Annotated in this window: 29 protein-coding genes; 20 read left to right on the top strand and 9 right to left on the bottom strand. The window is 31.4% G+C overall.

The features are described from left to right. Window positions 1-47: 47 nt before the first annotated feature. Window positions 48-272: an ATP synthase F0 subunit C gene (locus M902_RS09870; RefSeq protein WP_021267602.1), complete on the top strand. Its 225-nt coding sequence runs from the start codon at window positions 48-50 to the stop codon at window positions 270-272. Window positions 273-352: 80 nt separating this feature from the next. Here the strand turns inward: M902_RS09870 and M902_RS09865 are convergent, their stop codons facing one another. Further along, window positions 353-1,414: an MraY family glycosyltransferase gene (locus M902_RS09865; RefSeq protein ID WP_021267682.1), complete on the bottom strand. Its 1,062-nt coding sequence runs from the start codon at window positions 1,412-1,414 to the stop codon at window positions 353-355. 133 nt (window positions 1,415-1,547) lie between these two features. Here M902_RS09865 and M902_RS09860 point away from each other — a divergent pair, with 133 nt between their 5' ends. Beyond that, window positions 1,548-2,327: a glycosyltransferase family 2 protein gene (locus M902_RS09860; RefSeq protein ID WP_021267750.1), complete on the top strand. Its 780-nt coding sequence runs from the start codon at window positions 1,548-1,550 to the stop codon at window positions 2,325-2,327. Here the strand turns inward: M902_RS09860 and M902_RS09855 are convergent. Both M902_RS09855 and M902_RS15980 read right to left on the bottom strand, forming a co-directional pair. Then, a complete protein-coding gene (locus M902_RS09855; RefSeq protein WP_021267582.1) occupies window positions 2,313-3,236 on the bottom strand; it encodes a phytanoyl-CoA dioxygenase family protein in 924 nt (307 codons plus the stop codon). The genes M902_RS09860 and M902_RS09855 overlap by 15 nt on opposite strands. Next, on the bottom strand, window positions 3,237-3,860 hold the full coding sequence (locus M902_RS15980) for a DapH/DapD/GlmU-related protein (protein WP_052607428.1): 624 nt from the start codon (window positions 3,858-3,860) through the stop codon (window positions 3,237-3,239). A gap of 2 nt (window positions 3,861-3,862) precedes the next feature. Between M902_RS15980 and M902_RS09845 the strand changes: the two genes are divergently transcribed. The 7 genes from M902_RS09845 (at window position 3,863) to M902_RS09815 (ending at window position 10,512) form a co-directional block, all read left to right on the top strand. Beyond that, window positions 3,863-5,134: an oligosaccharide flippase family protein gene (locus M902_RS09845; RefSeq protein WP_021267558.1), complete on the top strand. Its 1,272-nt coding sequence runs from the start codon at window positions 3,863-3,865 to the stop codon at window positions 5,132-5,134. Between the two features lie 229 nt (window positions 5,135-5,363). Beyond that, window positions 5,364-6,380: a UDP-N-acetylglucosamine 4,6-dehydratase (inverting) gene (pseB, locus tag M902_RS09840; protein ID WP_021267695.1), complete on the top strand. Its 1,017-nt coding sequence runs from the start codon at window positions 5,364-5,366 to the stop codon at window positions 6,378-6,380. Continuing rightward, window positions 6,377-7,516 carry a UDP-4-amino-4,6-dideoxy-N-acetyl-beta-L-altrosamine transaminase gene (gene pseC, locus M902_RS09835; protein ID WP_021267489.1) on the top strand — a complete coding sequence of 380 codons (1,140 nt, stop codon included), beginning with the start codon at window positions 6,377-6,379 and terminating at the stop codon, window positions 7,514-7,516. Before pseB ends, pseC begins: the two co-directional genes overlap by 4 nt. A 2-nt stretch (window positions 7,517-7,518) precedes the next feature. After that, entirely contained in the window at window positions 7,519-8,217 is a 699-nt protein-coding gene (gene pseF / locus M902_RS09830; protein ID WP_021267511.1) for a pseudaminic acid cytidylyltransferase, read from the top strand. Then, window positions 8,214-8,492, top strand: a complete 279-nt coding sequence (locus M902_RS09825) for a hypothetical protein (protein ID WP_021267409.1) — start codon at window positions 8,214-8,216, stop codon at window positions 8,490-8,492. The genes pseF and M902_RS09825 overlap by 4 nt, the downstream gene beginning before the upstream one ends. After that, window positions 8,492-9,187: an SDR family oxidoreductase gene (locus tag M902_RS09820; RefSeq protein ID WP_021267516.1), complete on the top strand. Its 696-nt coding sequence runs from the start codon at window positions 8,492-8,494 to the stop codon at window positions 9,185-9,187. Before M902_RS09825 ends, M902_RS09820 begins: the two co-directional genes overlap by 1 nt. Beyond that, window positions 9,187-10,512 (top strand): fatty acid--CoA ligase family protein, encoded by a 1,326-nt coding sequence (locus tag M902_RS09815; RefSeq protein WP_021267555.1) that lies wholly within the window; start codon window positions 9,187-9,189, stop codon window positions 10,510-10,512. The genes M902_RS09820 and M902_RS09815 overlap by 1 nt, the downstream gene beginning before the upstream one ends. Here the strand turns inward: M902_RS09815 and M902_RS09810 are convergent. Continuing rightward, on the bottom strand, window positions 10,509-11,474 hold the full coding sequence (locus M902_RS09810) for a PseG/SpsG family protein (RefSeq protein ID WP_021267737.1): 966 nt from the start codon (window positions 11,472-11,474) through the stop codon (window positions 10,509-10,511). The genes M902_RS09815 and M902_RS09810 overlap by 4 nt on opposite strands. Window positions 11,475-11,511: 37 nt before the next feature. On the opposite strand from M902_RS09810, the gene M902_RS09805 reads away from it, so the two are divergent. Continuing rightward, window positions 11,512-12,036 (top strand): GNAT family N-acetyltransferase, encoded by a 525-nt coding sequence (locus M902_RS09805; RefSeq protein WP_021267681.1) that lies wholly within the window; start codon window positions 11,512-11,514, stop codon window positions 12,034-12,036. On the opposite strand, the gene pseI is transcribed toward M902_RS09805, so the two are convergent. Further along, window positions 12,033-13,067, bottom strand: coding sequence for a pseudaminic acid synthase (pseI, locus tag M902_RS09800; protein WP_021267641.1), 1,035 nt, complete (start codon window positions 13,065-13,067; stop codon window positions 12,033-12,035). The genes M902_RS09805 and pseI overlap by 4 nt on opposite strands. 81 nt (window positions 13,068-13,148) lie before the next feature. Here pseI and M902_RS09795 point away from each other — a divergent pair, with 81 nt between their 5' ends. Genes M902_RS09795 through M902_RS09785 form a run of 3 tightly spaced genes read left to right on the top strand, consistent with a single transcriptional unit; the run spans window position 13,149 to window position 16,046 of the window. Further along, a complete protein-coding gene (locus tag M902_RS09795; protein ID WP_021267421.1) occupies window positions 13,149-13,829 on the top strand; it encodes a formyl transferase in 681 nt (226 codons plus the stop codon). A 1-nt stretch (window position 13,830) separates the two neighbouring features. Beyond that, window positions 13,831-14,484, top strand: coding sequence for a PIG-L deacetylase family protein (locus M902_RS09790; RefSeq protein ID WP_021267500.1), 654 nt, complete (start codon window positions 13,831-13,833; stop codon window positions 14,482-14,484). 32 nt (window positions 14,485-14,516) lie between these two features. Continuing rightward, window positions 14,517-16,046 (top strand): hypothetical protein, encoded by a 1,530-nt coding sequence (locus tag M902_RS09785; protein ID WP_156979802.1) that lies wholly within the window; start codon window positions 14,517-14,519, stop codon window positions 16,044-16,046. On the opposite strand, the gene M902_RS09780 is transcribed toward M902_RS09785, so the two are convergent. Together M902_RS09780 and M902_RS09775 are read right to left on the bottom strand one after the other, a co-directional pair. After that, entirely contained in the window at window positions 16,041-17,192 is a 1,152-nt protein-coding gene (locus tag M902_RS09780) for a hypothetical protein (RefSeq protein ID WP_021267587.1), read from the bottom strand. The genes M902_RS09785 and M902_RS09780 overlap by 6 nt on opposite strands. Further along, window positions 17,189-18,409: a UTP--glucose-1-phosphate uridylyltransferase gene (locus M902_RS09775; RefSeq protein WP_021267535.1), complete on the bottom strand. Its 1,221-nt coding sequence runs from the start codon at window positions 18,407-18,409 to the stop codon at window positions 17,189-17,191. Before M902_RS09775 ends, M902_RS09780 begins: the two co-directional genes overlap by 4 nt. Window positions 18,410-18,475: 66 nt before the next feature. On the opposite strand from M902_RS09775, the gene M902_RS09770 reads away from it, so the two are divergent. Then, entirely contained in the window at window positions 18,476-19,240 is a 765-nt protein-coding gene (locus M902_RS09770) for a glycosyltransferase family 2 protein (RefSeq protein WP_021267404.1), read from the top strand. 39 nt (window positions 19,241-19,279) lie between these two features. Here M902_RS09770 and M902_RS09765 read toward each other — a convergent pair whose 3' ends face one another. Continuing rightward, the gene (locus M902_RS09765; protein ID WP_021267477.1) at window positions 19,280-19,705 is read right to left on the bottom strand and encodes a hypothetical protein; all 426 of its coding nucleotides are present in this window, start codon (window positions 19,703-19,705) and stop codon (window positions 19,280-19,282) included. A 295-nt stretch (window positions 19,706-20,000) separates the two neighbouring features. Here M902_RS09765 and M902_RS09760 point away from each other — a divergent pair, with 295 nt between their 5' ends. From M902_RS09760 to M902_RS09745, 4 genes are all read left to right on the top strand, one after another. Then, the gene (locus M902_RS09760) at window positions 20,001-20,270 is read left to right on the top strand and encodes a helix-turn-helix domain-containing protein (protein WP_021267660.1); all 270 of its coding nucleotides are present in this window, start codon (window positions 20,001-20,003) and stop codon (window positions 20,268-20,270) included. 38 nt (window positions 20,271-20,308) lie between these two features. Then, the gene (locus tag M902_RS09755; protein WP_021267402.1) at window positions 20,309-21,040 is read left to right on the top strand and encodes a polyprenol monophosphomannose synthase; all 732 of its coding nucleotides are present in this window, start codon (window positions 20,309-20,311) and stop codon (window positions 21,038-21,040) included. Between the two features lie 7 nt (window positions 21,041-21,047). Then, the gene (locus M902_RS09750; RefSeq protein ID WP_021267705.1) at window positions 21,048-21,992 is read left to right on the top strand and encodes a glycosyl transferase family 90; all 945 of its coding nucleotides are present in this window, start codon (window positions 21,048-21,050) and stop codon (window positions 21,990-21,992) included. A 68-nt stretch (window positions 21,993-22,060) separates the two neighbouring features. Further along, a complete protein-coding gene (locus M902_RS09745) occupies window positions 22,061-23,851 on the top strand; it encodes an LTA synthase family protein (protein WP_040314560.1) in 1,791 nt (596 codons plus the stop codon). On the opposite strand, the gene M902_RS09740 is transcribed toward M902_RS09745, so the two are convergent. Then, entirely contained in the window at window positions 23,831-25,204 is a 1,374-nt protein-coding gene (locus tag M902_RS09740) for a sulfatase-like hydrolase/transferase (protein WP_198011891.1), read from the bottom strand. The genes M902_RS09745 and M902_RS09740 overlap by 21 nt on opposite strands. 343 nt (window positions 25,205-25,547) lie before the next feature. Between M902_RS09740 and M902_RS09735 the strand changes: the two genes are divergently transcribed. Continuing rightward, window positions 25,548-26,309 carry a helix-turn-helix domain-containing protein gene (locus tag M902_RS09735; RefSeq protein ID WP_021267490.1) on the top strand — a complete coding sequence of 254 codons (762 nt, stop codon included), beginning with the start codon at window positions 25,548-25,550 and terminating at the stop codon, window positions 26,307-26,309. A gap of 9 nt (window positions 26,310-26,318) precedes the next feature. Next, window positions 26,319-26,717 carry a hypothetical protein gene (locus M902_RS09730; protein WP_021267452.1) on the top strand — a complete coding sequence of 133 codons (399 nt, stop codon included), beginning with the start codon at window positions 26,319-26,321 and terminating at the stop codon, window positions 26,715-26,717. Window positions 26,718-26,744 lie beyond the last annotated feature (27 nt).

Here is a 26,744-nt window from a genome sequence, read left to right as displayed (position 1 = left end):
ATTTAACTGTTACTTGATCAAAGTAACTAACGTTTTAGGAGACTATTATGGAAAACACTCAAGCAATTAAGTACATCGCGTATTTCTTAGCAATGGCTATCGCTGCATACGGTGGTACTGCTGCACAATCAAGAGCTGCATCTGTTGCTCTAGAAGGTATCGCAAGAAACCCATCTGCTGCTGACAAGATTCAAACTCCAATGATCCTTGGTCTAGCACTTATGGAATCACTTGTAATTTTCGTACTTATCTCAGTATTCCTTGCTGGTTAATTCGAAAATCTAAAATTGATTTTTAAAGGAAGGCAGTCGTAAGACTGCCTTTTTTTTTGTCTAAATTTCAGTCTAATTATTTAAATAGTTACATTAAGATACTTTCTTCCCATTCGGTTAAAAGCGATGAGATTAAAAAAAGTAAAAAGTACGATGAACATGGTTGGTATTACAATTTTTCCTGTAACCCTGTGAAGTGTTATGGCAACGATGATACAGACACAGTTTATAGTGAATAATACTAGCGAAGATTGTATATGTGTAAGTCCACGTTTCAAAAGTATGTGATGTAAGTGATTTTGATCAGGTGTAAAAGGACTGTGTCCACTTAGTATCCTTAGAAACATTACTCTTAGGGTATCGAGTAGAGGAACAAAGACAACTGCCACAGCTATTGAAGGTGCTGATCTGAATTGAAAAACTAAATCTGCAGATTTGTGATTTAAATTTATAAACCTTATAAGAAGATATGAAATAGTCAGGCCTATTAGGAGTGAGCCTGTGTCTCCCATAAATATTTTTGCAGGAGTTTTGTTAAATTTAAGGAAAGCCAGTAACGATCCTATAAGTGAGAGAGTGACGCCAAGTTCAACTTGAAAACCATTAATACCAAACCATGTTGCTAAGAATAAACATGCTGATATGGAAATAAGGCCTGCTAACCAATTAATTCCATCAATTAGATTAAAAGCATTTATAAGGCCAACAAATGTTAAAGTCGTAATTATATTAGAGTTAACTTCATTTAGTTCACCCATACCAAGAACATTGTAGAAATTATCTATTTTTACACCTGAATAAAAAAAGATAATTTGTGCGCATATAATTTGTACTAGTAGCTTCTTTTTAGCCGAAAGTACAAAGATGTCATCTTTAAGTCCAAGAAAGAAAATAATAAATTGAGTGGCCAGTAAATATTGAATTGTTCCAAATTCAGCATTTGGTGTTAGTAATAGAGATGAAAAACATATTCCCATAAAAAGAGCAATTCCGCCTAGTGATGGTATTGGTGTTTCATGACATGTTCTATGATTTTTTTCTGCATACAGTCTCGTAAATTCTGCAAATTTAATAAGAATTGGAATTGTTGCATATGTAATGATAAATGCAGAAAATAGATAGAGGAGTACTTTAAAAATCATAATATTATTTACTTTTACATTCTTAATAGAATATTTAAATCTCTTAATTTAGTTATTATTATTAAACATTTTTCTGCTATAATCTACATGATATATCTAATATTCTTACTTATTAAAATTATGGCACATTAATATGAACGACTTAGTCTCAGTTATAATTCCTGTATACAATGCTTCGCAGTACATTGTTGAAACTTTAGAATCCGTTGTAAACCAAACACATAAAAATTTGGAAATTATCGTAGTTGATGATTGTTCTAAGGATAATACTTATGAAGTTGTTCAAAATTATCTTTCTAATTGCAATGTAAAGTTCATATTAAAAAAGTGTGAACAAAATTATGGTGGACCTGCAGGTCCTAGAAATATAGGTGTGAATTGTAGTTCTGGTGATTATATTGCTTTCCTAGATGCAGATGATATATGGCATCCTAAAAAAATAGAAATTCAACTTCAAATCCTTGAAAGCTCTAATGCTGTTTTAGTTTCTTCTTTGAAATATGACTTTCTTGATGGTGAAAGTTATAACTTTAAGGATAATTTAAATGAAATTAAAACAAGGGATGTTTCCTATAATAGTACTTTAATTAAAAATACGATTTATCTTTCGTCTGTATTAATTAATAAAGATAAGTTGATCTATAAATTTAATGAAGCTAAAGAATATAGTGGAGTAGAAGACTACTATCTATGGCTATCTTTACTAAAAGATGGATCAAAAGCTATATTAATTAAAGAAAATCTAATTGCTTATCGAATCCTTCTAAGTAGTCTTTCGCGCAATAAGATAAAACACTCACTTAAAGTTTTACGAGTTTTAAGATCTTATAAGGCTTTTACATTTCCATTTTATTTTATGACTTACTTTCTAATTAGCTATTTTAGAATTTTAAAAAAATCACTCGCGAAATAATTGATAGATAAATTCATCATAAATTTTCTTTTCTTTTAGAGCATTTACAAATCGTGGTGCAATAACATCATCGTACTTTTTGCCGAATGTTGAATTGCTAAACTGAAGCTGAAAGATACATCTTGAATCTTTTAATATTGGATCACCTTTGTGAATACATCTTGTATCAACTGCAATGATTGATCCCGGTGAACCAGTTATTTTTATTTCTTTGTCTGCGCCATATGCTTGAGCAACTTCTTGATCAGTGAAGCGCCCCTTTTTTCTAAGTTTAATTGGAAGCTTGTTATGTGAGCCCTTGTATAGACAATGTGGTCCATTTTCTTTTTCTACATTAGTTAGATAAAGAAAGAATTTAATGAATTTTATCTTATCCATATCAAAGTGGTACATTTGAGCATTAATATTTTTAAGATTATTATTATCTGTAGGATATGACCACCAAAGCGTAATTAAATCTAGTATTGGTTTTGTTTGTAAGTAACTCTGTGCTAATTTTACGAGTGTTTGTGATGATGAAAGATTAGCTAACTTTTTAATGCTAAGGATTCGATTAGTGGCCAAGTCATAGCGATTTGATTCTGGAGAATTATGAAAATCTTTATAATATGCTAGTTTTGTATTATTGTTAACATTTCTAATATTATATTCTTGTTTAGCAATTTCTTGGTTAATTTCTGTAATTAACTTTTCTGGAATTTTATAATTAAAGATATAGTAGCCATTTTTATTCATCGATTTTAAAAAGCTTGATTTTTCATCTTGTATTTTAAAAAAAGGATCATCTTGTAAAATGTTTAACTTTTTTTTCTTTCTAAATATCTTAATAAGAAGACTTAAAAGATCATTCCAAAGCCCACCTGTTAATATAAATAAAGCTCTATGTAGCAAATATAAAAATCGAGACATCTACATATCCTTTCTATTTCCAATAATCTTATTATTACCAACTACAATGCTGTAGCTTGGGATATCTTTTGTGATTACAGAGTTGGCACCAATTATTACACCTGTTTCTATAGTAACGCCTTGAGAAATGTAAGTACCAGTACCTATCCAAACATCATCACCTATTTTTATTTTTTTATTATACTTGTCTTTTATATGACTATACTTTGCATCTTGATGCTTAATTGGCATCATCGGTTCTTCTTTGAAAATATGTGTTCCAGAGGAAGCAAAAACATTTGGTGCAAATAACACATTTGATCCTATCTCTATGTCGCCAATTAAATGTGTACCATCTTGAATACTAGAATTATCACCAAGGCTTATTTTTTGACTTCCAGTAGTCGTAAGACTTACCCTTTTTCCTACCCAGCACCCTTTTCCGAAAGAAACACTTATATGATTCTTTTGCTTATTAAAAATTCTGATTTCTGTATCTTTACCTATTCCCATCCAGAATGGGATTCTAACATTTTTGTATCCGTTACACTTCATTTTTAGTCTATGTGGACTTCTTACCCAAAAAAGTATTTGGTTTAAATTGTATGTTATTACATTAAAAATTTTTTGTGATATTTTATTCATAAATGAATTCTCTCAATACAAAAATTTACTCTAACATTATATGGCAATTCTTTCCAAGTGTCTTGAGAATAGGTATTTCTTTTGTAGGTACTATGTATGTTGCTAATCAAATGACTAAGACAGACTTTGGTACATTTCAATATTTAACATCATATTTTTACATATTTCTTATGTTTGAACACCTTACACATAGCAATATTCTTAAGGAGTATTTCTTAGAAAGTGGTACCGATGATACAAGTAGGCTCTTCTCTTCAATATTTATTAGTATGATATTTTGTTTTTTGGCTTTGATGATAAGTATGTTCTGGTTTCGAGAGAGCCAAGAATGGTATTTGTGGTCTTTTTTTATGATAGCATTATTTTTTAGATCGTTTAGTCCAATTTCTTATTATTTTGACAGTCTCTTACTATCTAAATATGGTTCAACATCTCAATTAATAGGGAGTTTGTCGTTTAATTTAATAAGATTATTAAATCCTATAAGTTTAACATTTCAATGTGCGGTTTTCTCTCTACAATTTGTTATTGTTTCAATCATTAATATATTTACATTTAAAGCAAAGATTAATAATTTCAAACATATAAAACTTCCTAGTTTTAGTATTGTAAAAAATATTTTTGTTAAATCCTTTCCCCTTTTCATTTCTGTTTTATTAGTGCAATTGACGCAGCGAGTGGACGTGTTTATATTAAAGAGCTATTTATCGTTTGAAGATGTTGCTGACTATAGTGTTGCTGTTAAATTTGCTGAACCTTGGATGTTCTTAGCTTCATCTGTAGTAGTCTCTGTTTTTCCAAAGCTTATTAGTATCAATAAGAACGATATGCAACTTGTTAACATTTCATATAACTTTGTTAACAAGGTCTTGATGATTATGGGCGCATTAATTGCAACTGTAACATTATTACTTTCAGCACCAGTATTAGAATTTGTTTTTGATCAGAAGTATAACGAAAGTATTAAGCTTTTAAACCTTTATATTCTCTCAACTCCTTTTTTGTTTCTTAATTTGGTGCAGCAAATCTGGGAGCAGAAGAATGAATATTTATATTTCTCTGTATTGAGGTTATGTATTGGTTTATTCTCAAACATCTTGTTAAATATATTTCTTATTCCTAAATATGGTACCGAAGGTGCAGTGTATGCAACTTTAATCTCCTATTCCTTCTTTAGTGTTTTTTCTAATTTATTAACAAAAAAGAGTCGAAAATACTTATTAATACAATTGTCTTTCTTAAGACTAGATAAGTATAAAATATTTTTTAAATAGCTAGACCATTACTTTTTATTTTTGTTTAAAAATTAGGATATAGTTATATAATATTTTTTATAGAATATCTGTTTATTCAAAAGTTATTAATTATGATAGATATCTATATTATTCAAAAGATGGTTGGGGTACTTATCCTGAAATCAATAACATATCTTGTTAATTGAGTGATAATGCGGTACTTTCTACGCATTACGAGAAGTTTATTTAGAATAAAAGTGAGTTATCTATGAATTATAAGTCAATATTAGTAACAGGTGGTACAGGATCTTTTGGTAAGAGATTCATTTCTAGAATTCTTGAGGATTATCCAGGAGTAGAAAGAATTGTTATATTTTCTCGTGATGAATTAAAGCAATTTGAAATGGCCAACATTCCAGAGTTTAAAAAGCATACAAAGAAACTAAGATTCTTCATTGGAAACGTAAGAGATGGAGAAAGACTAAGAAGAGCTTGTGAAGGAATTGATGTTATCGTTCATGCTGCTGCACTAAAACAAGTACCAGCTGCAGAATATAATCCTATGGAATGTATTAAGACTAATATTCTAGGTGCTGAAAATGTTGTTAATGCGGCATTAGATTGTGGTGTTAAAAAAGTTGTAGCTTTATCGACAGATAAGGCAGCCGCACCAATTAACTTATATGGTGCAACTAAGTTATGTTCAGATAAACTAATTGTAGCAGCTAATAATATGCGAGGTAATAGAGAGGTAGACTTCTCAGTAGTTCGTTACGGAAACGTAATGGGGTCACGTGGTTCTGTTATCCCATTTTTTATGAAAAAGGCTTCGGAAGGTGTTCTACCAATTACTGATTCTGATATGACGAGGTTTAATATTACATTAGATCAAGGTGTTGACATGGTTCTTTATGCTATGGAGCACGCATGGGGTGGAGAAATTTTTGTTCCTAAAATCCCTTCTTATAAAATTCTTGATGTTGCGAATTCAATTGGACCAAATGCAGAAAAGCCAGTTATTGGAATTAGACCTGGAGAGAAACTTCACGAAGAAATGATTACAGAAACTGATTCATTCTCAACAATCGACTGCGGAAAATATTATGTAATTTTACCATCTGTTCTTCCATGGGATGTTAATGAGTATATGAAACACTTTAATGCTAAATATGTGGAAAAAGGATTCAAGTATAACTCAGGTACAAATACTGAATGGGTTACTGTTGAAGAATTAAGAGAACTTATTAAGGAACATGTTGATCCAAACTTTAAGGTAGTTGAATGATACCATATGGTAAACAAGATATTAGTTCTGCTGATATTGAAGCGGTAGTAGAAGTATTAAAATCACCATTCCTTACACAAGGAAAGTGTGTACCAGAATTTGAAGAAGGCCTCATTAAATATACTGGTGCTAAATATTGTTCAGTCATGAACTCTGCAACTAGTGCACTACACTTGGCATATTTGGCATTAGGTGTTGGACAAGATGATATCGTTTGGACTACTCCTGTTACATTTGTTGCTACATCAAATGCTGCATTAATGTGTGGTGCAAAAGTTGATTTTGTCGATATTGAAACAGATACATTGAATATAAGTGTTAAGGCCCTTGAGGAAAAATTAAATAAGGCGCAATTAGCTGATAAGCTCCCTAAAGTTGTTACACCTGTTCATATGTGTGGACAGAGTTGTGATATGAGAGAAATATTTGAGCTCTCTAAAAAGTTTGGTTTTAAAATAATTGAAGATGCTTCACACGCAGTTGGTGGTGAGTACCTAGATACGAAAGTAGGTTCATGTAAGTATAGTGATATTAGTATCTTTAGCTTTCATCCTGTAAAAATTATTACGACAGCTGAAGGAGGGGCACTTCTTACTAATAATTCTGAAATAGATAAAAAGGTAAAGCTTCTAAGAACTCATGGTGTTACTAAAGATAACCTCCAAAGGTCGAATGAAGGATCTTGGTATTACGAACAACATGAACTTGGTTATAATTATCGAATGACAGAACTTCAAGCCGCGCTTGGAATATCACAACTGTCTCGTTTAGATACTTTTATTGAAAGAAGAAACGAAATAGCTGATATTTATATTTCTTTTTTAAGCAAAGAAAAAATTGATTTTATAAAAGTAAAAAATGACCGTAAGAGCTCTTATCACTTATTCGTAATTAAAGTTGAAGCAAATAAACGAAAAGAGATATTTGAAAAACTACATTCGTTAAATATTGGTGCCCAAATACATTACTACCCAGTTCATAAACAACCTTATTATCAGGAAATAGCTGAGTATTCTAACTTAGGAATATCTGAGTCGACATATAAACAAATTATTTCTATTCCTATGTATTCACTACTTAAGCAAGAAGAAATTGATTATATATGCGATACTCTAAAAAATGTAATTAAGGAGTAGTTATGTCTGCAATCGCTATTATTACTGCAAGAGGAGGGAGTAAAAGGATTCCTGGAAAGAATATAAAAGACTTTTGTGGGAAGCCTATTATTGCTTACTCAATCGAGGCAGCGCTAAATTCTGGTATTTTTTCTCGTGTGATTGTATCAACTGATGATGAAGAAATTAAAAGAGTGAGTGAAGAATATGGAGCAGAGGTTCCATTTATGAGAAGCGATAAGAACTCAGATGACTTCGCTACAACTGCAGATGTTCTTAAAGAAGTAATATTAAACTTAAAAGAATTAGGTGAGAGTTACGATCATTACTGTTGTTTCTATCCTACTGCGCCATTTGTTACAGGTGATCATCTTTTAAAAGCTTTCAAAGAGTTTACTAAAGATAAATTTGATAGTCTGATCCCTGTTACAAAGTTTTCATTCCCTCCGCAAAGAGCATTTTTTTTAAAAGAAAAAAAAATATTAATTGATGATAATGAAAGTTTTCAAAAGAGATCTCAAGATCTAACTCCTTTATATCATGACTGTGGTCAATACTATTTCTTTAAAGAGAATGTAATTTTAGACAATATGGGTCTCGTAAGTAAAAATACCACTTATGTATTAAGGGACAATTTATTTGTTCAAGATATTGACGAACTATCAGACTGGGATCTTGCAGAAATTAAATTTAAATATTTAAGAGAAAAGGAATTAGTATGAAAGATAAAATAGAAACAATCATTCTAGAAGCATTAAATGAAGTTTTAGAAGATAATGGTATTGATCATAAACTTAATAGTGAAGATATACTTTTTGGAGACAAAGGTATTCTGGATTCTATGGACCTTGTTAATGCCTTAGTTGAGATTGAATCAAGAATTGCAGATGAATTTGATAAAGATATATCGATTGTAAATGAGAAGGCTTTTTCAATGAAGAATAGCCCTTTTTCTAATGTGAATCGTTTGACTGAATTTGTTAGTGAGCTTGTATAATGATTATTTTAGTAACTGGTACAAGTAGGGGGATAGGTCGTGCTACTGCAGAGTATTATCTCTCTAAAGGTTTCATAGTTATTGGTTGTAGCAGATCTTTTGATAATATAATCGAAGATAAAAACTATAGACATTACATTTGTGACGTTACAAATGAAGATAATATTAAAACAATGATCAGGAGTATAAAAAAAGAATACTCTTATTTAGATGTTTTGATTAATAATGCGGGAATGGCATCTATGAACCATTTCTTGTTAACACCAAAATCGACATACGATAAACTATTTTCCGTAAACACTTTAGGAACATTTTTGATGTGCAGAGAGTGCTCAAAAATTATGAGAAAATCGCAAAATCCTTCTATAGTGAATTTTACAACTGTAGCTGTACCCCTTAATTTAGAAGGTGAGGCTCTTTATGTTGCTTCAAAATCAGCAGTAGAGTCTTTAACAAGAGTTATATCTAAAGAACTGTCATCGATGAAAATTAGAGTTAATGCAATTGGACCTACTCCAGTTGATACATCATTGATTGCAGGTGTTCCAGAAGAAAAGATTGAACTTTTATTAAAATCTCAAACGATTAAAAGAAAAGGCAAATTTGATGATGTTTTAAATGTTCTAGATTTCTTTGTTAGTGAGAGAAGTACATTTATAAACGGACAAATTTTATACTTAGGTGGAGTTAATTAGTGTTTTCTAGTCATATTGAGAAAATATTTGAGCTTAATAAAAATAAAGTTGCTCTTGTAAAAGATACAGAGATCACTTATCGAGAAGTACTTGATTCTTATAAAAAGTGGAAAAATATTTTAGAAGAAAAGAAAATTCCTAATGGAAGCGTTTTTTCTGTAAGAGGAGATTATTCAATCGACTCTATTGGTCTTATGCTTGCTTTGATTAAAATAAATTGTATATATGTACCTTTAGCTAACACTGTAAAAGACGTAAGAGATAAGCTAAGGATTGCTGAAGTTGAATTTTTTTACGATTTTGAAACTAATAAATTTGAAGACTTAAATACACAAACGAGTCATGAAATTTTAGTTGGTTTAAAGAGAAGTATGAATCCAGGATTGATACTTTTTTCTTCTGGGACTACAGGTGAGCCAAAGGCATCTGTTCACAACTTTTCACCTATGCTTAATAAGTATTTAGATGGTGGTAAGGCAATCAATTCGATAGCCTTTTTATTATTTGATCATATTGGTGGAGTAAATACTTTACTTTATACATTAGCTAATGGTGGAACCTTAGTATTACCTCAGAATAGAAACCCAAGTTATATTTCTAAGTTAATTCAAGATTATAAAATTGAAGTACTTCCTACCTCACCAACTTTTATCAATATGCTTCTTGTTTCAAAAGCATTTTCACAGTACGACCTTTCATCATTAAAAGTTGTTACTTATGGTACTGAACCAATGCCACAGTCAACATTGAACTCATTTGTTAATGTTTTTCCAAATGTTAAGATGAAACAAACTTATGGCTTATCTGAAGTTGGTATATTAAGAACAAGATCAAAGTCTAATAATTCTCTATGGATTGAAATTTTAGAAGATAGTCATCATAGTTTTAAAGTTGTTGATGATATTATCTTTATTAAGTCTTCAATGGCCATGCTTGGTTATTTGAATGCCCCTTCTCCATTTGATGAAAATGGTTGGTTTAATACTCAAGATAAAGTACTTAAGGATGGTAACTTTTATAAAATCCTGGGTCGTATTTCAGAAATTATTAACGTTGGTGGAGAGAAAGTATATCCATCAGAAGTCGAAAGTGTGATCCTTTCACTAGATGAAGTGAGAGATGCTATTGTATTTTCTAAAGAGAATAGTCTTGTCGGAAATGTTGTTGCATGCAAGGTTCAAATTGATGATATTAACAGTCAGAAAGAAATAAAATCAAAGATTAAAATTCTATGTAAAGAAAAGTTGGAAAAGTTTAAAAGACCAGTTTATATTGAGTTTACTGATTCTGGTTTTTCAGGTGATAGGTTTAAGCGTAAACGTTAGTTGAATACTTCCATATAATTATCTGGATTGATTTCTTTTATTATCGATTTTTGCCTTTCTCTTGTTTTATGTATACTTAGTTTATCTCTTAAAGCAGTTGATATTGTTTTTTTTAGTTTGCTAGTGCATAAATCATTTATATGTCCAAGATTAAATGCGAGTTTTTGATTTATTAGTTCTTTAAAATTTTTTTCTTGGTTGTCCGCAGTCTGGATTACAAAGAATGGTTTTAACATGGATAACAGTTCAAAAGATGTAACACTGGGCGCGCTGATAACGAAGTCTTTATTTTTAAAAATATTATATATCTCAACTTCATTCAAGTTCCAGTAAAGTTCAACATTCATTTCTTTAAGTTGTCTATACTCGGGATGTAATGGATTTATAATAACGGAAATCTTTATATTTAACTCATGGAGTACTTTCACTATTTTTACTATTCCATTATATTTAATCCCTCCGCCAAGAGTGATTAATGCATTTTTAAAATTTAAACTATAATTATTTGATTTTTTTTTAATATTATTTAAAAATATAGGTCTAAGAAGGGCGTACTTAATCCCCTTGTACTGTTCTTTAATTTTATAAATTTCATTAGGACCATTTAAGTTATAGTTTATAATAGCGTCACAATTAATGTCTCGATCATTTAAATCATCTATCATTATTAGTTTTTCGCAGTTTTCTTTTAATTTTTTTTGAAATTCTAAAGTGAAGTCATAACCATCAAGAACATAAATAGATTGAGGATCTATTATAAAGTCAGGACTTTGGAATGAAGTGAATGAGTCTATATTGCAATATTTAAGTTCATTAAAACTATTGATAGAAAAATCAATGTCATTTACTATAAAGGAGATATTAAAATGATCCTTCATCATATGATATAAGCTGACGCATCTAGATATATGGCCTAAGCCTCTATTTTTATCACTTACTGTTACAATTATTATTTTTTTCATTAGGTTTAGTATACATGAGCAAATAGGGATAATGAAAATGTTTAATTTTAAAGAAATTTCTGAAAACGATCTTGAATTAGTTCTTAAATGGAGAACATCTGAACATGTAACTAAGTTTATGAATACAGATATTCAAAATTCAATTGAAAATCAAAAGAAGTGGTTTAAAGCCTATTTAAAAAATGATGAATATAAGTTTTGGATTATTAATTATGACAATAAAAGAATAGGGAGTATATATCTTGATGAAAAGGACATGTCTTGGGGTTTTTATATAGGAGAAAAAAAATATACCTTATTAGGCCCAATGGTGCTTCCATATTTTTATAATTATATATTTTTAGATAGATACAAAGATTTAGAGTATATAGATGCAGAAGTTTTCAAAAACAATAAAGCGGTAATTAAAATACATAACAAACATGGTTATGAAAAACTTAATAATGAATATAAGGTTATTAAAAGTGATAAAGAAATTGTTTTGTGTAAATATAGGTTGTTTAAGTCGAGTTGGTTGGCTCTAGAGAAAAAGTATAAAAGATTTAGAGCCGATTTTCCTTAAGAAATCGACTCCCATTTTACAGCTTCTCCGAATGAAACATCTTTGCTAACTCTTTTTCCAATTAACTCATGGAAATATTTTGGAGGAAGACCATTTCCTGGTCTAACTCGTCTAATATCTTCTTCTTTTATCAAGTCTCCTGCTTTTAGATCGTTTACAAAATAAATTGATCTTCTGTGCTTTTTGCTTGCTGATTCTTTTTCTCTGTTTGAAAAATCATCTTTCCCAAGAGACTCCCATGCTACTTTTGTTTCTTTGCATAGAGATCTTAGTTCACTTGGTTCTAAAGAGAAATCTGAATCAGGACCCTTGTCACTTCTATCTTTTATAAAGTGTTTCTCAATAACTGTTGCTCCTAGTGTAACGCTTGCGATAGCTGCTGTATTACTTAAGGAGTGATCAGATAAACCGATATCTACATTTAACATTTCTTTAATAGTATTCATCATTCTGAGATTAAAGTTTTCAGCTTTTGTGGGATAGCTACTTACACAATGTAAAAAAACAACATTATTGTGATACTTTGTTATTGTAGCATGAGCCTCCTTGATTTCTTCAAGCGTGGACATTCCAGTAGAAATAATTATAGGTTTCATTTTTTGAGCAATATAATCAATAAGAACTAAATCAGTCATTTCAAATGAAGCAACTTTATAAGCGGGCACATTAAGCTCTTCTAGAAAGTCAACAGCACTTTCATCGAATGGAGTACTGAAAATTGTAATATCAAGCTTTTGAGCATAGTTAAATAACTCTTTGTGCCATTCCCATGGAGTATATGCTTCTTTGTAAAGATTGTAGAGAGTATAGCCGTCCCATAAGCCGCCAGTTATTTTGAACTCATCTGTATCTATATCTAATGTCATTGTATCAGCGGTATATGTTTGAATTTTTACCGCATCTGCACCAGACTCTTTTGCAAGTTTGATGAGTTCTTTTGCTTTATCAATGTCTCCATTATGATTTGCAGACACTTCTGCGATAATATATGGATTATTATTTGGACCGATTTCTCTATTGTTGATTTTCATACTATTAACCTCTGTGTATGATGATTATATATTAAATATTTTGAAAAATATAGATGACGAGCTGTTTCATAGGGAGAAAAATTGGATAAATTTATTATAGCAACTTGGGGGGAGTGGAATGTTGAAAACTTTGAAAAATACTTCTCAAATGACGATAGATATATCTTAATTAAAGAAAAACATGAATTAACTCAAGAACTCTTAGAATCTATAAATCCTAAGTACGTTTTCTTTCCTCATTGGTCGCATATCATTCCTAAGTCAATTTATGATAATTATAATTGTATTGTTTTTCATATGACAGACTTACCTTACGGTAGGGGAGGGAGCCCATTACAAAACTTAATTGTAAATGGTAAATCTGAAACTAAAATTTCAGCAATTAAGGTTGTTAAGGAGCTAGATGCTGGTCCTGTATATACTAAATATGACTTGAGTCTTGCTGGAACGGCCCAGGAGATATTTACAAGAGCTTCTGAAATAATATTCCGAAAATTAATACCTATGATTGTAGAAAAAAATCCAACCCCTGTTGATCAAGTTGGAGAAGTAACAAGCTTTAAAAGAAGAAAGCCAGAAGATGGCAATTTAGAGAATTGTAAGGATATTTCTCAAATTTATGATTATATTCGAATGTTAGATGCTGAAGGTTACCCTAATGCATTCTTAGAATTTAATGATTATGTTTTAACATTCAAAAAAGCTCAAATGGAAAGTGGTGAAGTTCGAGCTGAAGTTATCTTTAAGATAAAAGAGGATTAATATGGAAGTATTAGTTATCGTTGCTCATTCTGATGATGAAGTAATAGGATGTGGTGGAACAATTGCCAAGCATGTTGCCAGCGGTGATTCTGTTTCATTGTTAGTGATGACTGATGGAGTAAGTGCTCGTGGAAGTTCTGAAGATGCAGAAATTCGTGAGACGGCTCTTTCTTTATCTTGTAGAAATCTTGGAGTAATGGAGTATAAACAATTGTCTTATCCTGACAATGAAATGGATAGTGTTAGCTTACTATCTATTGTTAAAGGAATAGAAGATTTTGTAAAAAATAGGAACCCTCAAATCATATACACACATTCTAACAAAGATTTAAATATTGATCATCAAATTACGATGAGGGCTGTAATGACAGCATTTAGACCACAACCAAATAGTACTGTTAAAGCTATTTATGGCTTTGAAGTATTATCTTCGACTGAATGGAATACTGAACAGTTTAACCCTGTTATGTACAATGTACTAGATAAAGAACATATGTATAAACTGGAGAAGTCTTTAGCTATTTATAAGGAAGAGATGAGAATTGAACCTCATTCTAGATCAGTAACGAATATTATTAGACAACGTAAGTATAGAGGTTCATGCGTTGGTCATAACTATGTAGAAGCTTTTGAAGTTTATAGGGATTTAAAATAATAATGAAAGTAGGATTAATCAATTTTTTTCCAATGCGTCCACATGTGGAACATATGTATTTCATTTCAAAATGTTTAACTAAACTTGGGCATGATATTCATTATTTATCTTGTGCTGGTGGAGAATCGAAGTGCTATTATAAGATAATTTCTCAAAAGTCAGATCGTCTAGCATGTTTTCAATGTAAATTAGGTGGCTTTAAATCATATGATGATTCAAATATATCATATGTTGATATTGATAAAAGAGCATCGATTGAAGATAAGATGTTTGATTGGCCAAGATCTTCTAGTTATACGGCATTTAGAGTTGAAGAAGGATTTGAAGAAATCTTTATGGAGAAGTCTAATAAAATATATGATGAGTTACTTCTTTCAGTAGCAACTGTTTATGAACAAACAAAAGAATGGATTAAGAAAAATAGTATTGAATATGTAATGGTTTTTAATGGTAGAATGGATATCTTACGTGCTTCTCTTGAGGCTTGTAATGATTTGAATATACCTGTGAATACAGTTGAACGTACTTGGTTTGGTGATGGTATACAGCTAAACTTTAGAGGAAATTGTTTAAACTTGAAAGATATTACATTTATTCATGAGCAATACAAAGATAAGCCATTAACAAAATTTCAACTTGAAAAAGTAAAAAGTGCATTCCTACCACGATTTAGTAATGAAGATAATAATGAATGGAGAAACTATAATAGAAATAGATCTGAATATGATTGGAATACATCCGTATCTGGTTTAAAGTGTTTAATTTTACCTTCAAGTAAAAATGAAGTTTTAGGACATCCTGATTGGAAGAATCCTCATAATGATAGCTATAAAGATGTATTTTTAAAGTGTATCGATAAATTAGGTATTGAAAGACATAATGTTATTTTACGTGGTCATCCTAATTGGTCAGAAAGAATTGGTTCTGCGGAAGGTATGCATATTAATGATGATTTTAAAAAATGGTCAAAAGAGGTTGGAATTAATTATATAGAATCTCATGATTCAGCTGATACCCTAGGATTGATTAAACAAGCAGATGTAGTTCTTCTCAACGGTAGTTCTTCTGTGTTTGAAGCTGCATTTCTTGGGACTCCTGCGATACTAGTTTCGCCTTGCTTTTATTATAGTGCTGGCATAAGTAAAAATGTTTTTACAGAAGAAGAAATCCAAAGACTAGATTTGAGTTGTATAACTAAATATAATCATGGTGAAACACTAGTTAAGGCTGCACGTTTTATCTATACTCATGGTTTTAGATATGCACAGTTTAATGAAAGTGTTAAGGCTATCACTACAACTGAATATATCTATAAATTTGATGAAAGTATTATGTCAAAGTTGAAGTATTTCTTAGAGAATAATGACATTGCTTCTAATGATGAAAATTATAGTGATTCTACAAAAGATGAAGAAGAGTTTGTTAATGCTATTCTTAAAGGTGACTTTAGTTATAATCGAAAATCTAATGCCATTAGTGATGATTTTGTTAAAGTAAATCGTAGGTTCTTTTATAAACCTATTGATTGGATTAGGTCGCTTATGAAAAGAGGTGATTTATAGTTTTTGTGATTTTTTAGTGAGACCAAGTATGTAATAACATATTATTGCTCCACTAGGAATGTATCTCATAATAGGCGTGAATATCATTGTTAGTAAAATAACTGCTAATAATGCTGTATCTTTGAAAACAAGATTTTTAATACTGATAATTAATTCTCTTAAGAGAACTCCGTAAAATATAATGAATGGTATAATTCCTTGGTTTACTAATATCTCTAAATACTGAAAGTCTGAATAAATATATTTGTCAGAAATATTAATCAGTTTAAAGTTAATTGTATTTACTGAGCTAAGTTGTGCAGATCTGTTTATAAGGCTAAGTGAAGAAGTGTATTTAAGATCTATAAACTCACTTAAGTAAGGGATTTTACTTAGCAGTATTTTTATTAAGTACATATTAAATAAATTTTCAAATGAAATATGAATTAAATAAATAATAGATGTAATTATTACTATTAATTTGAGGTAGGTATTTAGATTCTTGGTAAAGTTGTTATTTGTTAGTTGTAGTTTAATTATGAATAGATGGATAACGACCAGATAAATTACTATGGCTGCTAATGACCCACAGCTTATTATTGCAACATTTAAAATGATTAAATCGAGATAATTTAAACTCTTAGATTTGATTTCTAAACTATTATTCAACTTGAGTGTTATATAGAAAATAAGAATAAAATAGAAGTTTGCAGGTGAGCCAAGTGCTCCGATCATATCTTGTGATTCCCAAGGTGAGAAAGGGAATAAAGCTAACCCTAGAAGGATAGATAGCCTGAAATTGATAAATATGAAGTTATATACTTTTTTACTATCAAAAGAATTTAAAATATTTCCTAGAATGATTGAATATATAAGGTTTCTTTGTTGTAGTAGAATATTTAAATTTAGTGTGATAGCTAAGTTAGTCAGTGTTGGCACTATAATTGAAATTGAAAATAAATTTGTAAATGATTTTAAAATTAATTTTATATTAAGTATTAAAATAGAAATTAAAATTAAATCTTTAATAGCTTTTATATGTTTTGGTGCTAAGGAAGTGCCTTGATTAAAGTCGAAGAAATAGATATAGCCTAAGTAGTAAAATAAAAGAGAAAATAGAAAAAGTGTAATATTTTCTGATGTAAAATATTTTTGTAGGCTTCTCATAAACTTAAAGATTTGAAATGAAAGATTGTTTCATTAAAGCTCTGATTTTCTAAGATGTAATCAAAATCATCCATTTTCTTAATCGGATTAAAAAACTTCGCTCTATTTTCTTTATTCACATTAAGAATATGAACTAGATTCTTTTCTTGATCTCTTGCAATACGATCAGAATTAAGTAATACCGACCCCATTGCCCCCTCTAGCTGTACATATTCACCTTTTTGATTTTTGATTAAATCAGGAAGTGCTATTTTATAATCTTTAACTGCATTAAAATTAACGAGTACTAAATTCGTATTAAAAAAAGCATCATCGTCTTCTTCGCGTAGTCCAAGCTTTTCAAAATACTCTAACTGCCTAGCTTGTTCAGCTTGAGCTTTTTCCACAATTGTTAGATATGTCTTATCGCCTTCAACTTTAAGAGCAATCTGACCACCTTTCATATCTCTTTCTGTTTTCGTCGTCGTAACCATGACAACCGGAATATTCTCTGTGAGCATCCAGTTAACAATAGCACGATCTGGCGTTGAGCTAAGATCTTCCCCGTTTCCGATACAGGCTACTAAGTTATCACCTTCAGGCCTTGGACCTTTAAAGACTTCGTAACCAAAGATACCATGTCCAGCCGGAGCAAGGCGTTCAGTTGTAAGCTTGCCATTCTTAATTGTTGGAAGTTTTTGTTGAACAACTGAAGCTAAGCGAGAAAAATTTTCGTTTAAAAGATGTTCACGCTTTTTCCACATCTCATCAAGGTTTGGCTTCACATCATTATTAACTAGGTCCTGTAGGACCACTTTTTTAAATGAGCTTGTTTTTTTTGAGGCTTGAATAATTTGCGCTTCAGCTAGTGAGATAGCACCGAATTCTTCAGTTTCTATATAGAGGTCTGTTGATTTTGAACCAGGTGTTGAGCGGCCATACTTTTTTAAGTAGTTGCTACGATCAAGGCTTGAGCCAAGGCCGCCATGCATTTTTCTTAGCCAAAGGGTACAGTCAACGACTTCTTTTGTAGAGTAGCGTTGTTTGATGTCTTCGTATGAATGAAAAGGAAGTTCATCACGAAGGAGTTTTCTTGGAGCAATTGCTGTAGGATAGACTCCTGTGTCATTTTCAGGGGTCGCAATTGTTAAGTGTTCAGCTTTTTCATTTAACTGAGAAAGCAAACCCTCAAAATATTCGAACTCGATCGGATTAGTAATAAAATCTTTTAAATTCATAGGGCTAGAGTATGGCATAGAATTAAAGAAATTTTAATATTAAAAACTACGTGTTAAATTTATATAATGATGATTTCAGTAATAGTGATCACACTAAACGAAGAAAGAAATATCGAGCGATGCTTACAGTCGCTTGATGGCCTCGTTGATGAAATTGTCGTAGTCGATTCATTTTCGACTGACCGCACACAAGAGATTTGTGAATCATTTGAAGGTGTTCGGTTTATCAAGAATGCTTTTGAAGGTCATATTCAGCAAAAAAACTTCGCCATCTCTCATGCTAGTCACGATTATATCCTGTCTCTTGATGCTGATGAGGCCATATCAAACAAGCTACGTGATTCTATCTTGGCGATCAAAGACAATCTTGGTGACTATGATGGCTATAATTTTAATCGTCGTAACTGGTATATCGATCGCTGGATCTATCACTGCGGTTGGTACCCAGATCGTAAGCTTAGAATTTTTCATAAAGATAAGGCCAAGTGGGGAGGGGTAAACCCACATGATATTATTGAGGTGTCTCCAAATTCCAGGACTAAATTTCTTGATGGAGATCTTCTGCACTATACTTACTTTTCAATTGAAGAGCATATTGCTCAGCAGGATAAATTTTCAACTATTGCTGCGAAAGCCTATTTTGACATGGGTAAGAAGTCGACAATGTTTCAAGTGATAACGCGCCCTGTCCTTGTTTTTATAAGAGATTATATTCTTAGGGCCGGATTTTTAGATGGTGCTCGTGGCTTTATGGTTTGTTATATCAACGGGCTTTATGCTTTTCTAAAATATGCCAAGCTTCGTGAGCTTTGGCTTAAACATAATCTATAAAAATAATGCCCTCTTTTCTGAGAGCATTATTTCAATCAATTACATATTCTGAGTTAATTCGTAATCTGTAACAATATTATCTTTAAAACTGATAATGAGAGACTTTGATGTTCCTGAAAAGTCAGTACTTTCCGATTCAGAAAATGCTCCACCGATAATTCCTAGAGGTCCTGGAATTAGTCCAAGGAGAGCTCCACCTCCACTGCTTTCATTTTGGATAGAAAGTTTTGATGATGAATAGGCCCAGACTTCTGTATTGTCAGCACTCATAGTGGAGTTAGTCGGCCCACCAAATGTTTTTAATACTTCTGCCTGAGTAGTCACACCTTTTACTAAGTGCTTTTTTACAGTCATAGAATCATAAGATGTTACTTTTGCATTGTTTTTTTGTGAGTTTGATTTTGGTTGCGTTGCGCAAGATACGAATGAGAGTAGTAGTGGAAGAATGATGATTAGCTTTTTCATAGTGGTCTCCTTGTTAAGCTTTGTGGCTTTATAAAGAGATTTTGTAAAAAGGGATAAAATTTTCGAAAATGAAATACGAATATTCAAAATTGAAAAAATATTCAATAAAGCGCATGTCTTTTATGCCTTTAACTGCATATCTTAAGTGTGAAATTCAGACTTATGCACACAAGTGAATATTTTGTGAATAATTTGAAGTTATATGCACTTGAAGTAATAGTCGCACAAAAATCGATTCATGTTATAATTTAAATAAATCAATATCTGTTTTACGGATGAAACAGGGAGAAACTTAATGAGTTATGACAACTTAGACCTCGAGTTTTTTGAATATGCCAAGACGGCAATCAAGCAAAACGACTACTATGACATTGACCTAAAGGCCTTAAGAAAATCACTTGGCTTGAAGCAAACGGATCTTATTGGAATTGACCAGCCAGATGTATCTAAAATTGAGAATCGCCTTGATCTGAAACTATCTACTTTGAATAAGTACGCGAAGGCTTGTGGGCTTAAGATGGAGATTGTGTTTCACCCTAAAAACTCTGGAAAATTGGTGCAATAGACGATATCTTGAATCCCTAAGAAATTATGGAGAAATCAGTGAATCAACTTCCTTGGAACAAGTCGTTAATTATCATTCCAACATACAATGAGATCATGAATATCGAACGCATGATCGATACAATTTTTGAGAAATACCCAGAAGTATCTCTCTTAATTATTGAGGATGGATCTCCTGATGGAACGGCAGATGTTGTGAAAAAGAAAATGGAAACAAATTCAAATCTTCACATCATCGAAAGAAAAGGAAAGCTTGGTTTAGGGACGGCCTATATCACTGGATTTAAATGGGCCTTAGAAAGAGAATTTGATTTTGTCTTTGAAATGGACTGTGACTTTTCTCACGATCCAGATTCTGTAAAAGATTTATTAGCGGTAGCTCAAGAAAATGACCTTGTTATCGGCTCTCGCTACATTGATGGGATCAGAATTATCAATTGGCCATTTAGAAGATTACTTCTATCTTACTGCGCTTCAATTTATACGCGTTTTATGACAGGAATTCCTGTTCAGGATACAACTGGTGGATTCAAATGTTTTTCTAGAAAAGCACTTCAAGCTTTAAACCTAGATGGAATTATTTCTAATGGTTATATCTTTCAACTAGAGCTTAATTATAAAGTGTGGGCCAAGGGCCTATCGGTTAAAGAAGTTCCAATAATCTTTTATGAGCGTCGTGACGGACAATCAAAAATGGGTGGTGGAATTATTTTTGAAGCCTTCTTTAACGTCATTAATTTAAGGCTTAGAAAAATCTTCGGAATGTTATAGAGATCATATGAAGCAAGTATATTATCTAAAGAATGCTTTAAAGTTTTTAGTGCCTAAATGTTGGTACAGAAACAAGGCCAGTAATATACTTAAGGCATACGAAAGTTCAAAAGACACTTATATTGAAGATCGCGTAAATTATTATAATAAATTAACGAGCTCATTTACGCTTCCTGAATCTGAAAACGAATTAAAAAAAGAAAAAAATATTCCTCGTACATTAAAGATTAAAAACTTCAAAAAGTATGAAGGAACCACTTACTTCTTCGATATTCTAGATATTATAAGACATTTCCCCCAAGAGTTTAGGTTTCGTTATGAAGCTGGAGATGTGACTTATGTTCCAGAACTTCCAACTTTCATTAAAAGTAGACCTGTATCAAATAATGAGAACTCAGTTGTTTTAAAACTTAATAAGGTCAGACATTTTAATTTTATAGATGACTCTTTTTCATTTGAGGAAAAGAAAGACATGGCCGTATGGAGAGGTGCTGCTCTAGTTCCTCAAAGAAAGCAGGTCGTGGAAAAATTCTATAACCATCCTCTTTGTAATATTGGACAAGTTTCTCCTATTGAAGGGAACCCTTGGGAGAGAGAGTTTCTTTCGATTGAGGATCAACTTAAATACAAATTCATTATTTGCTTAGAAGGTAATGATGTTGCCACAAATCTTAAGTGGGCAATGTCATCAAACTCTCTTTGTATTCTTTCTAAACCAAAATATGAGACTTGGTTCATGGAAGGAAGGCTTGTTGCGGGCAAACACTATGTTGAAGTTAAGGATGATTATTCAGATCTACCTGAAAAACTCCAGTATTATATTGAGAATCCTGATGAGGCTAAGGCCATAATCAAGAATGCACATGATTGGGTAGAGCAGTTTAAAGATGAACGCAGAGAGTTATTAATTTCTCTTCTTGTTGTAGAGAAGTATTTCAACTATTTACAATGAGAAACGTTAAGCTTTTGATTTAATTGCACTCTTTTTTCTATGTTAAGAAAGTGTTAAGATAGTTAACTATGTTCTTCACTACAAAAGCACTTTGGTTTCTATATTTTTATTTCAATACATGGCTAATTTTAAAGTGGCGTCTATATAACTCGCTGCATACAGCAGATTATTTAGTTATAGCTGTTGGTTTTGTTTTGATTTACCTCTACAGTGAAGCAATAAATAAGCTTGTGAAGCCTATATTTCTTCGTGTAGTTCTAAGTATTTTTCTCATTTGTTTATACTATATTGCTGGTAAGTATCATTTTCGAGTAAAGACTAGCTTTGATTTAGTGGTTTTCATTTCTAATTTTAGAGAAACATTTAACGCTGCCAGCGGAGATGTAATTCTAAACACAATGAAGCTTAAAGACTTTTACGAAACTTTAGCACTAGTTCCATTACTTCTTTTTGCACAATTTAAATTCAAGATTTTTAATCTTAAAAATCAAATAAACCCTGTAAAAGGACTAGGGCTACTTACTTCATATCTTGTGTTGATTTTTGCTCTACCATATCCATTTGGAGAAATTTCATATTCAGTGAAGTCTGTCGTGGAATCATTTAGGCCACTAGAAGCAAAACATACTTATAAGGTAGAAAGAGAGATTTCATCTCACTTTGAACAAGTTAGAAAACCTAATATTATTTTAGTTTCGATGGAATCCTTTAATGGCCTTTATGTTAATAAGAAAACAAAGAGCGGAAAAGAGATTACCCCTGTTTTTAATTCATTGTTAAAAGAAGGTCTTTCAATTGAAGACTTCTATGGAAACTCAGTTCAAACAGTTAAAGGACAATTTGCAACATATTGTTCTCAAGTACCTCTAATTAGAGGAAAAGCTTCATATCAACTTGATAATACTTTGATAAAATGCTTACCGAAAGTATTCTCTGAAATTGGCTATCAATCGTACTTTCACAAATGTTTTCAAGACTTAAGTTTTGATAATACTCATAACTTCATGGTGGATATTGGTTTTGATCATATCCTTAAAACGGATATGTCACAAATGACTGAATATGAAAGAACGCATAATGTTTGGGGTTGGGGAGTTCAGGATGATATTTCTTATAAGCAATTTGTAAAAAATATTAAGAATATTACTTCAAAAAATGACAAACCGATTTTTGCTACAATTCATACGGTATCTCATCATATGAAATTTGGTAATGTTCCAAAAGAACAACGTGAACTTTTCCCTGAGCAAAGATCGAAAGAAGAGGCATTCCTTAATTCTTTAAATGTTTCAGATAAGTATCTAGGGACATTGATTGAAGAATTAAAAGCAAATGGATTATATGATAACTCGCTAATCATAATTACGGCCGATCATAGTTATCCTAATGGTGAACATGGATTCTATGATGCACAAACATCTTACTTTCAAGAGTTCTTTAAAATTCCATTTTTAGCTATTTGGAAAGGCGAAATTGCTCCTCAAGTAATTAAAGAAAAAACATTTTCACAAGTTGATATCCTTCCTACAGTTTTAGACTTGATGGGAATTTCTGAAAAAATTGAAACGGCCGGAGTATCAATGCTTAGTGAGCAGGGATCGACTGCCTTACTCGTTCAACCATATAATGGTGTTACACTTGCTGCTGTTGAATGGCCTTATAAATTAGTATGGCAGAAGAAATCTGATAGAAAGTTACTTTTTAACTTGATGATAGATCCAAAAGAAGAGAACCCTATTTCTGATAAACCTGAAATTACCGCAAGGCTTTGGGATAAAATGGATTATATTATTTTCAGTGAAAATCGCTTTTTGAATTTAAACTCTACAAAGAGAAAATTACTTTCTGCTAGTGAGTGATGCTTCCTCAATTTTAGGAGTAAGGCTTCTTAGAAAATTATTTGTCTTTCTTTCGTAGCGCTCAAGAAGTGTTTTTTCATTTGAAAAAAGATTCACTCCCATACCTAAACGATCATCGATTCCAAGTGCATGTAAAAGGGTTGTTCCTATATCAAGTGTAGAAGCAGGCTTGAGATTATTCATATCTTGTTTTTCTATATTATAGAAACGTAATAAATTTCTTCGTGGAATACTTTTAAGTAGATGACTCGCAGTTGTTTTAAGGGCCAAGTGGTCAGAAGCTAATATGATTAGTGTTTCACCATTATCTTCTTCGAGTATTTGTCTGATGAAATTGGCAATATTTCTATCTGAACATTTGATTGAGTTTAAGTATGGGTTCTTACCATCTTTATATTTTAAATCACAAAGAGGTGACTTGTGTCCTTTTGGATAATGGGTATCAAGCGTAACTAAGAATAGACCAAATGGTTTATTTTGACTTTTAAGTTTTAGATATCTTTGATAGCTTTCCTCTAGTAGATACTCGTCATAAACACCCCACTGGCTAAAGTATCTATCTTCTTTGTATTTATGTCTAAAAAAGTTAATACCAGTAAGACTTTTAAATCCATGATTCTTGTAGAATTGTCTTGTTCCAGCAAAATCTAGTGCACCACCTTGTATATACTGAAGATCATAGCCAGCCTCTTGTAATTTATTTCCAAGACAGCTAATTCCTCCCATGAATTTGCCAGTAATTGAAGGAACGGAAAAGACACCACATTGTGAGGCAACCATTCCCATCATTGTTGAACCTGTACCGTAGACTTGTTCTACATTTTTAAAATCGATATAAGTTGAATCATTCTTTTTAAGCTCTGTTATTAAGCCAGGAAAGATATCTTCATTAAAAAATGTTCTCTCAAAACTTTCCGCATAAATATAGATGAAACTCCTTGGTTTCTCAGTTATCACGACTTTTGAATTATTTTTTAATTTAGAAATATTAATTGAATCTATTTCATCGAAATGAGTATAGGGCCTAAACCACTCATAGAAATCACTTGTTGCTGGATTGATTAAAATAGCGATAAGACCAACTATTGTTACAAAATAATTATTCTTAGCTGTCGCCTTCTTACTTGCAATAAGTAAGAGTGCTATTGTTATAAGGATATAGAGGAGGGCCAATATTAATTGCGGAATAAACTCGCCGTAGCCTGTTCCTTCCCAACTTGTTAGTAGTTGAAACTTAACAACTTCATTTACTCCTGCACCAGTTAAACTGTTTGCGACATAGTAGCCAGCGATAAAGAATGTGTTGATTAAAATAATTGGTAGAGAAATCTCGAACCTCTGGCCCTTTTTCATGGCCAAAATATAATAGTTAATGAAGAAAATTGAGGCCAATACAAGCATAAGGTACGCGGGTCCTTTTCGTGATTTCAGTAGTTTATTAAACTCTTTGTATTTATTTTATAGTGAGTTAATCGTATTTACAAAGATTTAGAGCTTACTTATTCCACATTGAAATAATTCATTTCATTTATGAAAAATTCGAGAAATTTCACTTATGAAATTTTATTTATGTCTCATCAAATACTTAACAATAAGTTTTATTAATAGTTTTTACAGTGTTCATAAATTCTATTGGATTATGGTGTATGAAGAACTACTAAACAACTTTGGGATAATTTAGAGAGAGGAGAGCAAAATGGATAAGGTTTTTCTAGAAAGACCTTCGGTAAACGAAGTTTTGCGGGACAAGATCAGAAAGTACAAAAAAGAGCATTCCCGCTTAAGTAGCAATCAAATTGCTAGAAGGCTTGGGCTTCCGCCTTCAACATTTCATCGCCTTGAAATGGGTGATGTTAAAAACCCTGGTCTCGACATTTGTGTCACAGTCCTAAATGGCCTGTGCTCAAAAAAAGAGACTGCGGAATTTGTGAGGGAATACTTCCCTGAGGTGCATGAGAGTTTGTATGGGCATTTTCAGGAGTCACAAACACTTGAAGCTTTTGATGAGTCTGAAGAAAGATATTTTCATGATAATTCAACATATAGAATGATGATTCTTGCGACAACAAAGGCAGGCTTATCTGAGAATTATGTTTTGCAAGAATATGGACGTAAAGGGCATGCAAAGTTTATGAAGCTTGCTGCAAAAGGGATTCTTACAAATAAAAATGGCAATTTTTATGCTTCAAAGGATAGCGGACTATTATCAGATTTTACGTTGAATAAGTTATTAACTTTTGTTCACACAGATATGTGTAATGAAATAAATGAACTAGGTTCCCCTGTTAGTACTCTTAGAAATACTTGGTATGCTTCTGTTGACTTGAAGAAGGTTAGTTCAGAATTCACACAGTTAACGGATGAGTATATATATCAGATTCGAAGAATAATGAACAAAGAAGAGTATAAAGGTAATGACGTCGTTTTAATAAATAATTTAATAAGACATGTTAAATAGGAAAATAATATGAAAAAGATAATTTTAAGTTTTATAGCTGTATTTCAATTTATTAATGTTAATGCATTGAATTTAAGCTTAGTAGGAGAAACAGGTGGAAATTCAAATACCTTACCAATTGAAAGAATAAAAGAAATCTATGACTTTGATAAAGATAAATGGAATATTGGAGATTATAGTTATGATTCTTATTTAAATAGATGGATATTGAAGACTAAGACAAGAGTACTTAGTGTAGACAGTATTGAAATGGTTGATATGTACACAGATAAGCAAACAGAAGTGCTAAACGTTTCTAATGATTTTAAAAATAAGTATAAAAACAAAGTTCCAGCAAAGCTTTTAGAAAAAAGATTGAAAATGAAAGTTAAGTTTAAGGATTATAAGTTTGATGATTTTAAATATTGAAAGTAGGAGAGGTTTTACCTCTCCTTT

The sequence above is a fragment of the Bacteriovorax sp. BAL6_X genome, assembly GCF_000443995.1.
GTDB lineage: Bacteria > Bdellovibrionota > Bacteriovoracia > Bacteriovoracales > Bacteriovoracaceae > Halobacteriovorax_A.
This window is presented reverse-complemented; position numbering and strand designations above follow the sequence as displayed.

What these genes read in the sequence shown, in the direction of transcription:
- pseC (WP_021267489.1), top strand. Translation starts at nt 6,377, where the DNA reads ATGATACCATATGGTAAACAAGATATTAGTTCTGCTGATATTGAAGCG.
- M902_RS09870 (WP_021267602.1), top strand. Translation starts at nt 48, where the DNA reads ATGGAAAACACTCAAGCAATTAAGTACATCGCGTATTTCTTAGCAATG.
- M902_RS09825 (WP_021267409.1), top strand. Translation starts at nt 8,214, where the DNA reads ATGAAAGATAAAATAGAAACAATCATTCTAGAAGCATTAAATGAAGTT.
- M902_RS09845 (WP_021267558.1), top strand. Translation starts at nt 3,863, where the DNA reads ATGAATTCTCTCAATACAAAAATTTACTCTAACATTATATGGCAATTC.
- M902_RS15980 (WP_052607428.1), bottom strand. Translation starts at nt 3,860, where the DNA reads ATGAATAAAATATCACAAAAAATTTTTAATGTAATAACATACAATTTA.
- M902_RS09820 (WP_021267516.1), top strand. Translation starts at nt 8,492, where the DNA reads ATGATTATTTTAGTAACTGGTACAAGTAGGGGGATAGGTCGTGCTACT.
- M902_RS09780 (WP_021267587.1), bottom strand. Translation starts at nt 17,192, where the DNA reads ATGAGAAGCCTACAAAAATATTTTACATCAGAAAATATTACACTTTTT.
- M902_RS09775 (WP_021267535.1), bottom strand. Translation starts at nt 18,409, where the DNA reads ATGAATTTAAAAGATTTTATTACTAATCCGATCGAGTTCGAATATTTT.
- M902_RS09865 (WP_021267682.1), bottom strand. Translation starts at nt 1,414, where the DNA reads ATGATTTTTAAAGTACTCCTCTATCTATTTTCTGCATTTATCATTACA.
- M902_RS09745 (WP_040314560.1), top strand. Translation starts at nt 22,061, where the DNA reads ATGTTCTTCACTACAAAAGCACTTTGGTTTCTATATTTTTATTTCAAT.
- M902_RS09760 (WP_021267660.1), top strand. Translation starts at nt 20,001, where the DNA reads ATGAGTTATGACAACTTAGACCTCGAGTTTTTTGAATATGCCAAGACG.
- M902_RS09805 (WP_021267681.1), top strand. Translation starts at nt 11,512, where the DNA reads ATGTTTAATTTTAAAGAAATTTCTGAAAACGATCTTGAATTAGTTCTT.
- M902_RS09810 (WP_021267737.1), bottom strand. Translation starts at nt 11,474, where the DNA reads ATGAAAAAAATAATAATTGTAACAGTAAGTGATAAAAATAGAGGCTTA.
- M902_RS09750 (WP_021267705.1), top strand. Translation starts at nt 21,048, where the DNA reads ATGAAGCAAGTATATTATCTAAAGAATGCTTTAAAGTTTTTAGTGCCT.
- M902_RS09740 (WP_198011891.1), bottom strand. Translation starts at nt 25,204, where the DNA reads ATGAAAAAGGGCCAGAGGTTCGAGATTTCTCTACCAATTATTTTAATC.
- M902_RS09770 (WP_021267404.1), top strand. Translation starts at nt 18,476, where the DNA reads ATGATGATTTCAGTAATAGTGATCACACTAAACGAAGAAAGAAATATC.
- M902_RS09860 (WP_021267750.1), top strand. Translation starts at nt 1,548, where the DNA reads ATGAACGACTTAGTCTCAGTTATAATTCCTGTATACAATGCTTCGCAG.
- M902_RS09730 (WP_021267452.1), top strand. Translation starts at nt 26,319, where the DNA reads ATGAAAAAGATAATTTTAAGTTTTATAGCTGTATTTCAATTTATTAAT.
- M902_RS09855 (WP_021267582.1), bottom strand. Translation starts at nt 3,236, where the DNA reads ATGTCTCGATTTTTATATTTGCTACATAGAGCTTTATTTATATTAACA.
- pseF (WP_021267511.1), top strand. Translation starts at nt 7,519, where the DNA reads ATGTCTGCAATCGCTATTATTACTGCAAGAGGAGGGAGTAAAAGGATT.
- M902_RS09785 (WP_156979802.1), top strand. Translation starts at nt 14,517, where the DNA reads ATGCGTCCACATGTGGAACATATGTATTTCATTTCAAAATGTTTAACT.
- M902_RS09765 (WP_021267477.1), bottom strand. Translation starts at nt 19,705, where the DNA reads ATGAAAAAGCTAATCATCATTCTTCCACTACTACTCTCATTCGTATCT.
- M902_RS09790 (WP_021267500.1), top strand. Translation starts at nt 13,831, where the DNA reads ATGGAAGTATTAGTTATCGTTGCTCATTCTGATGATGAAGTAATAGGA.
- pseI (WP_021267641.1), bottom strand. Translation starts at nt 13,067, where the DNA reads ATGAAAATCAACAATAGAGAAATCGGTCCAAATAATAATCCATATATT.
- M902_RS09735 (WP_021267490.1), top strand. Translation starts at nt 25,548, where the DNA reads ATGGATAAGGTTTTTCTAGAAAGACCTTCGGTAAACGAAGTTTTGCGG.
- pseB (WP_021267695.1), top strand. Translation starts at nt 5,364, where the DNA reads ATGAATTATAAGTCAATATTAGTAACAGGTGGTACAGGATCTTTTGGT.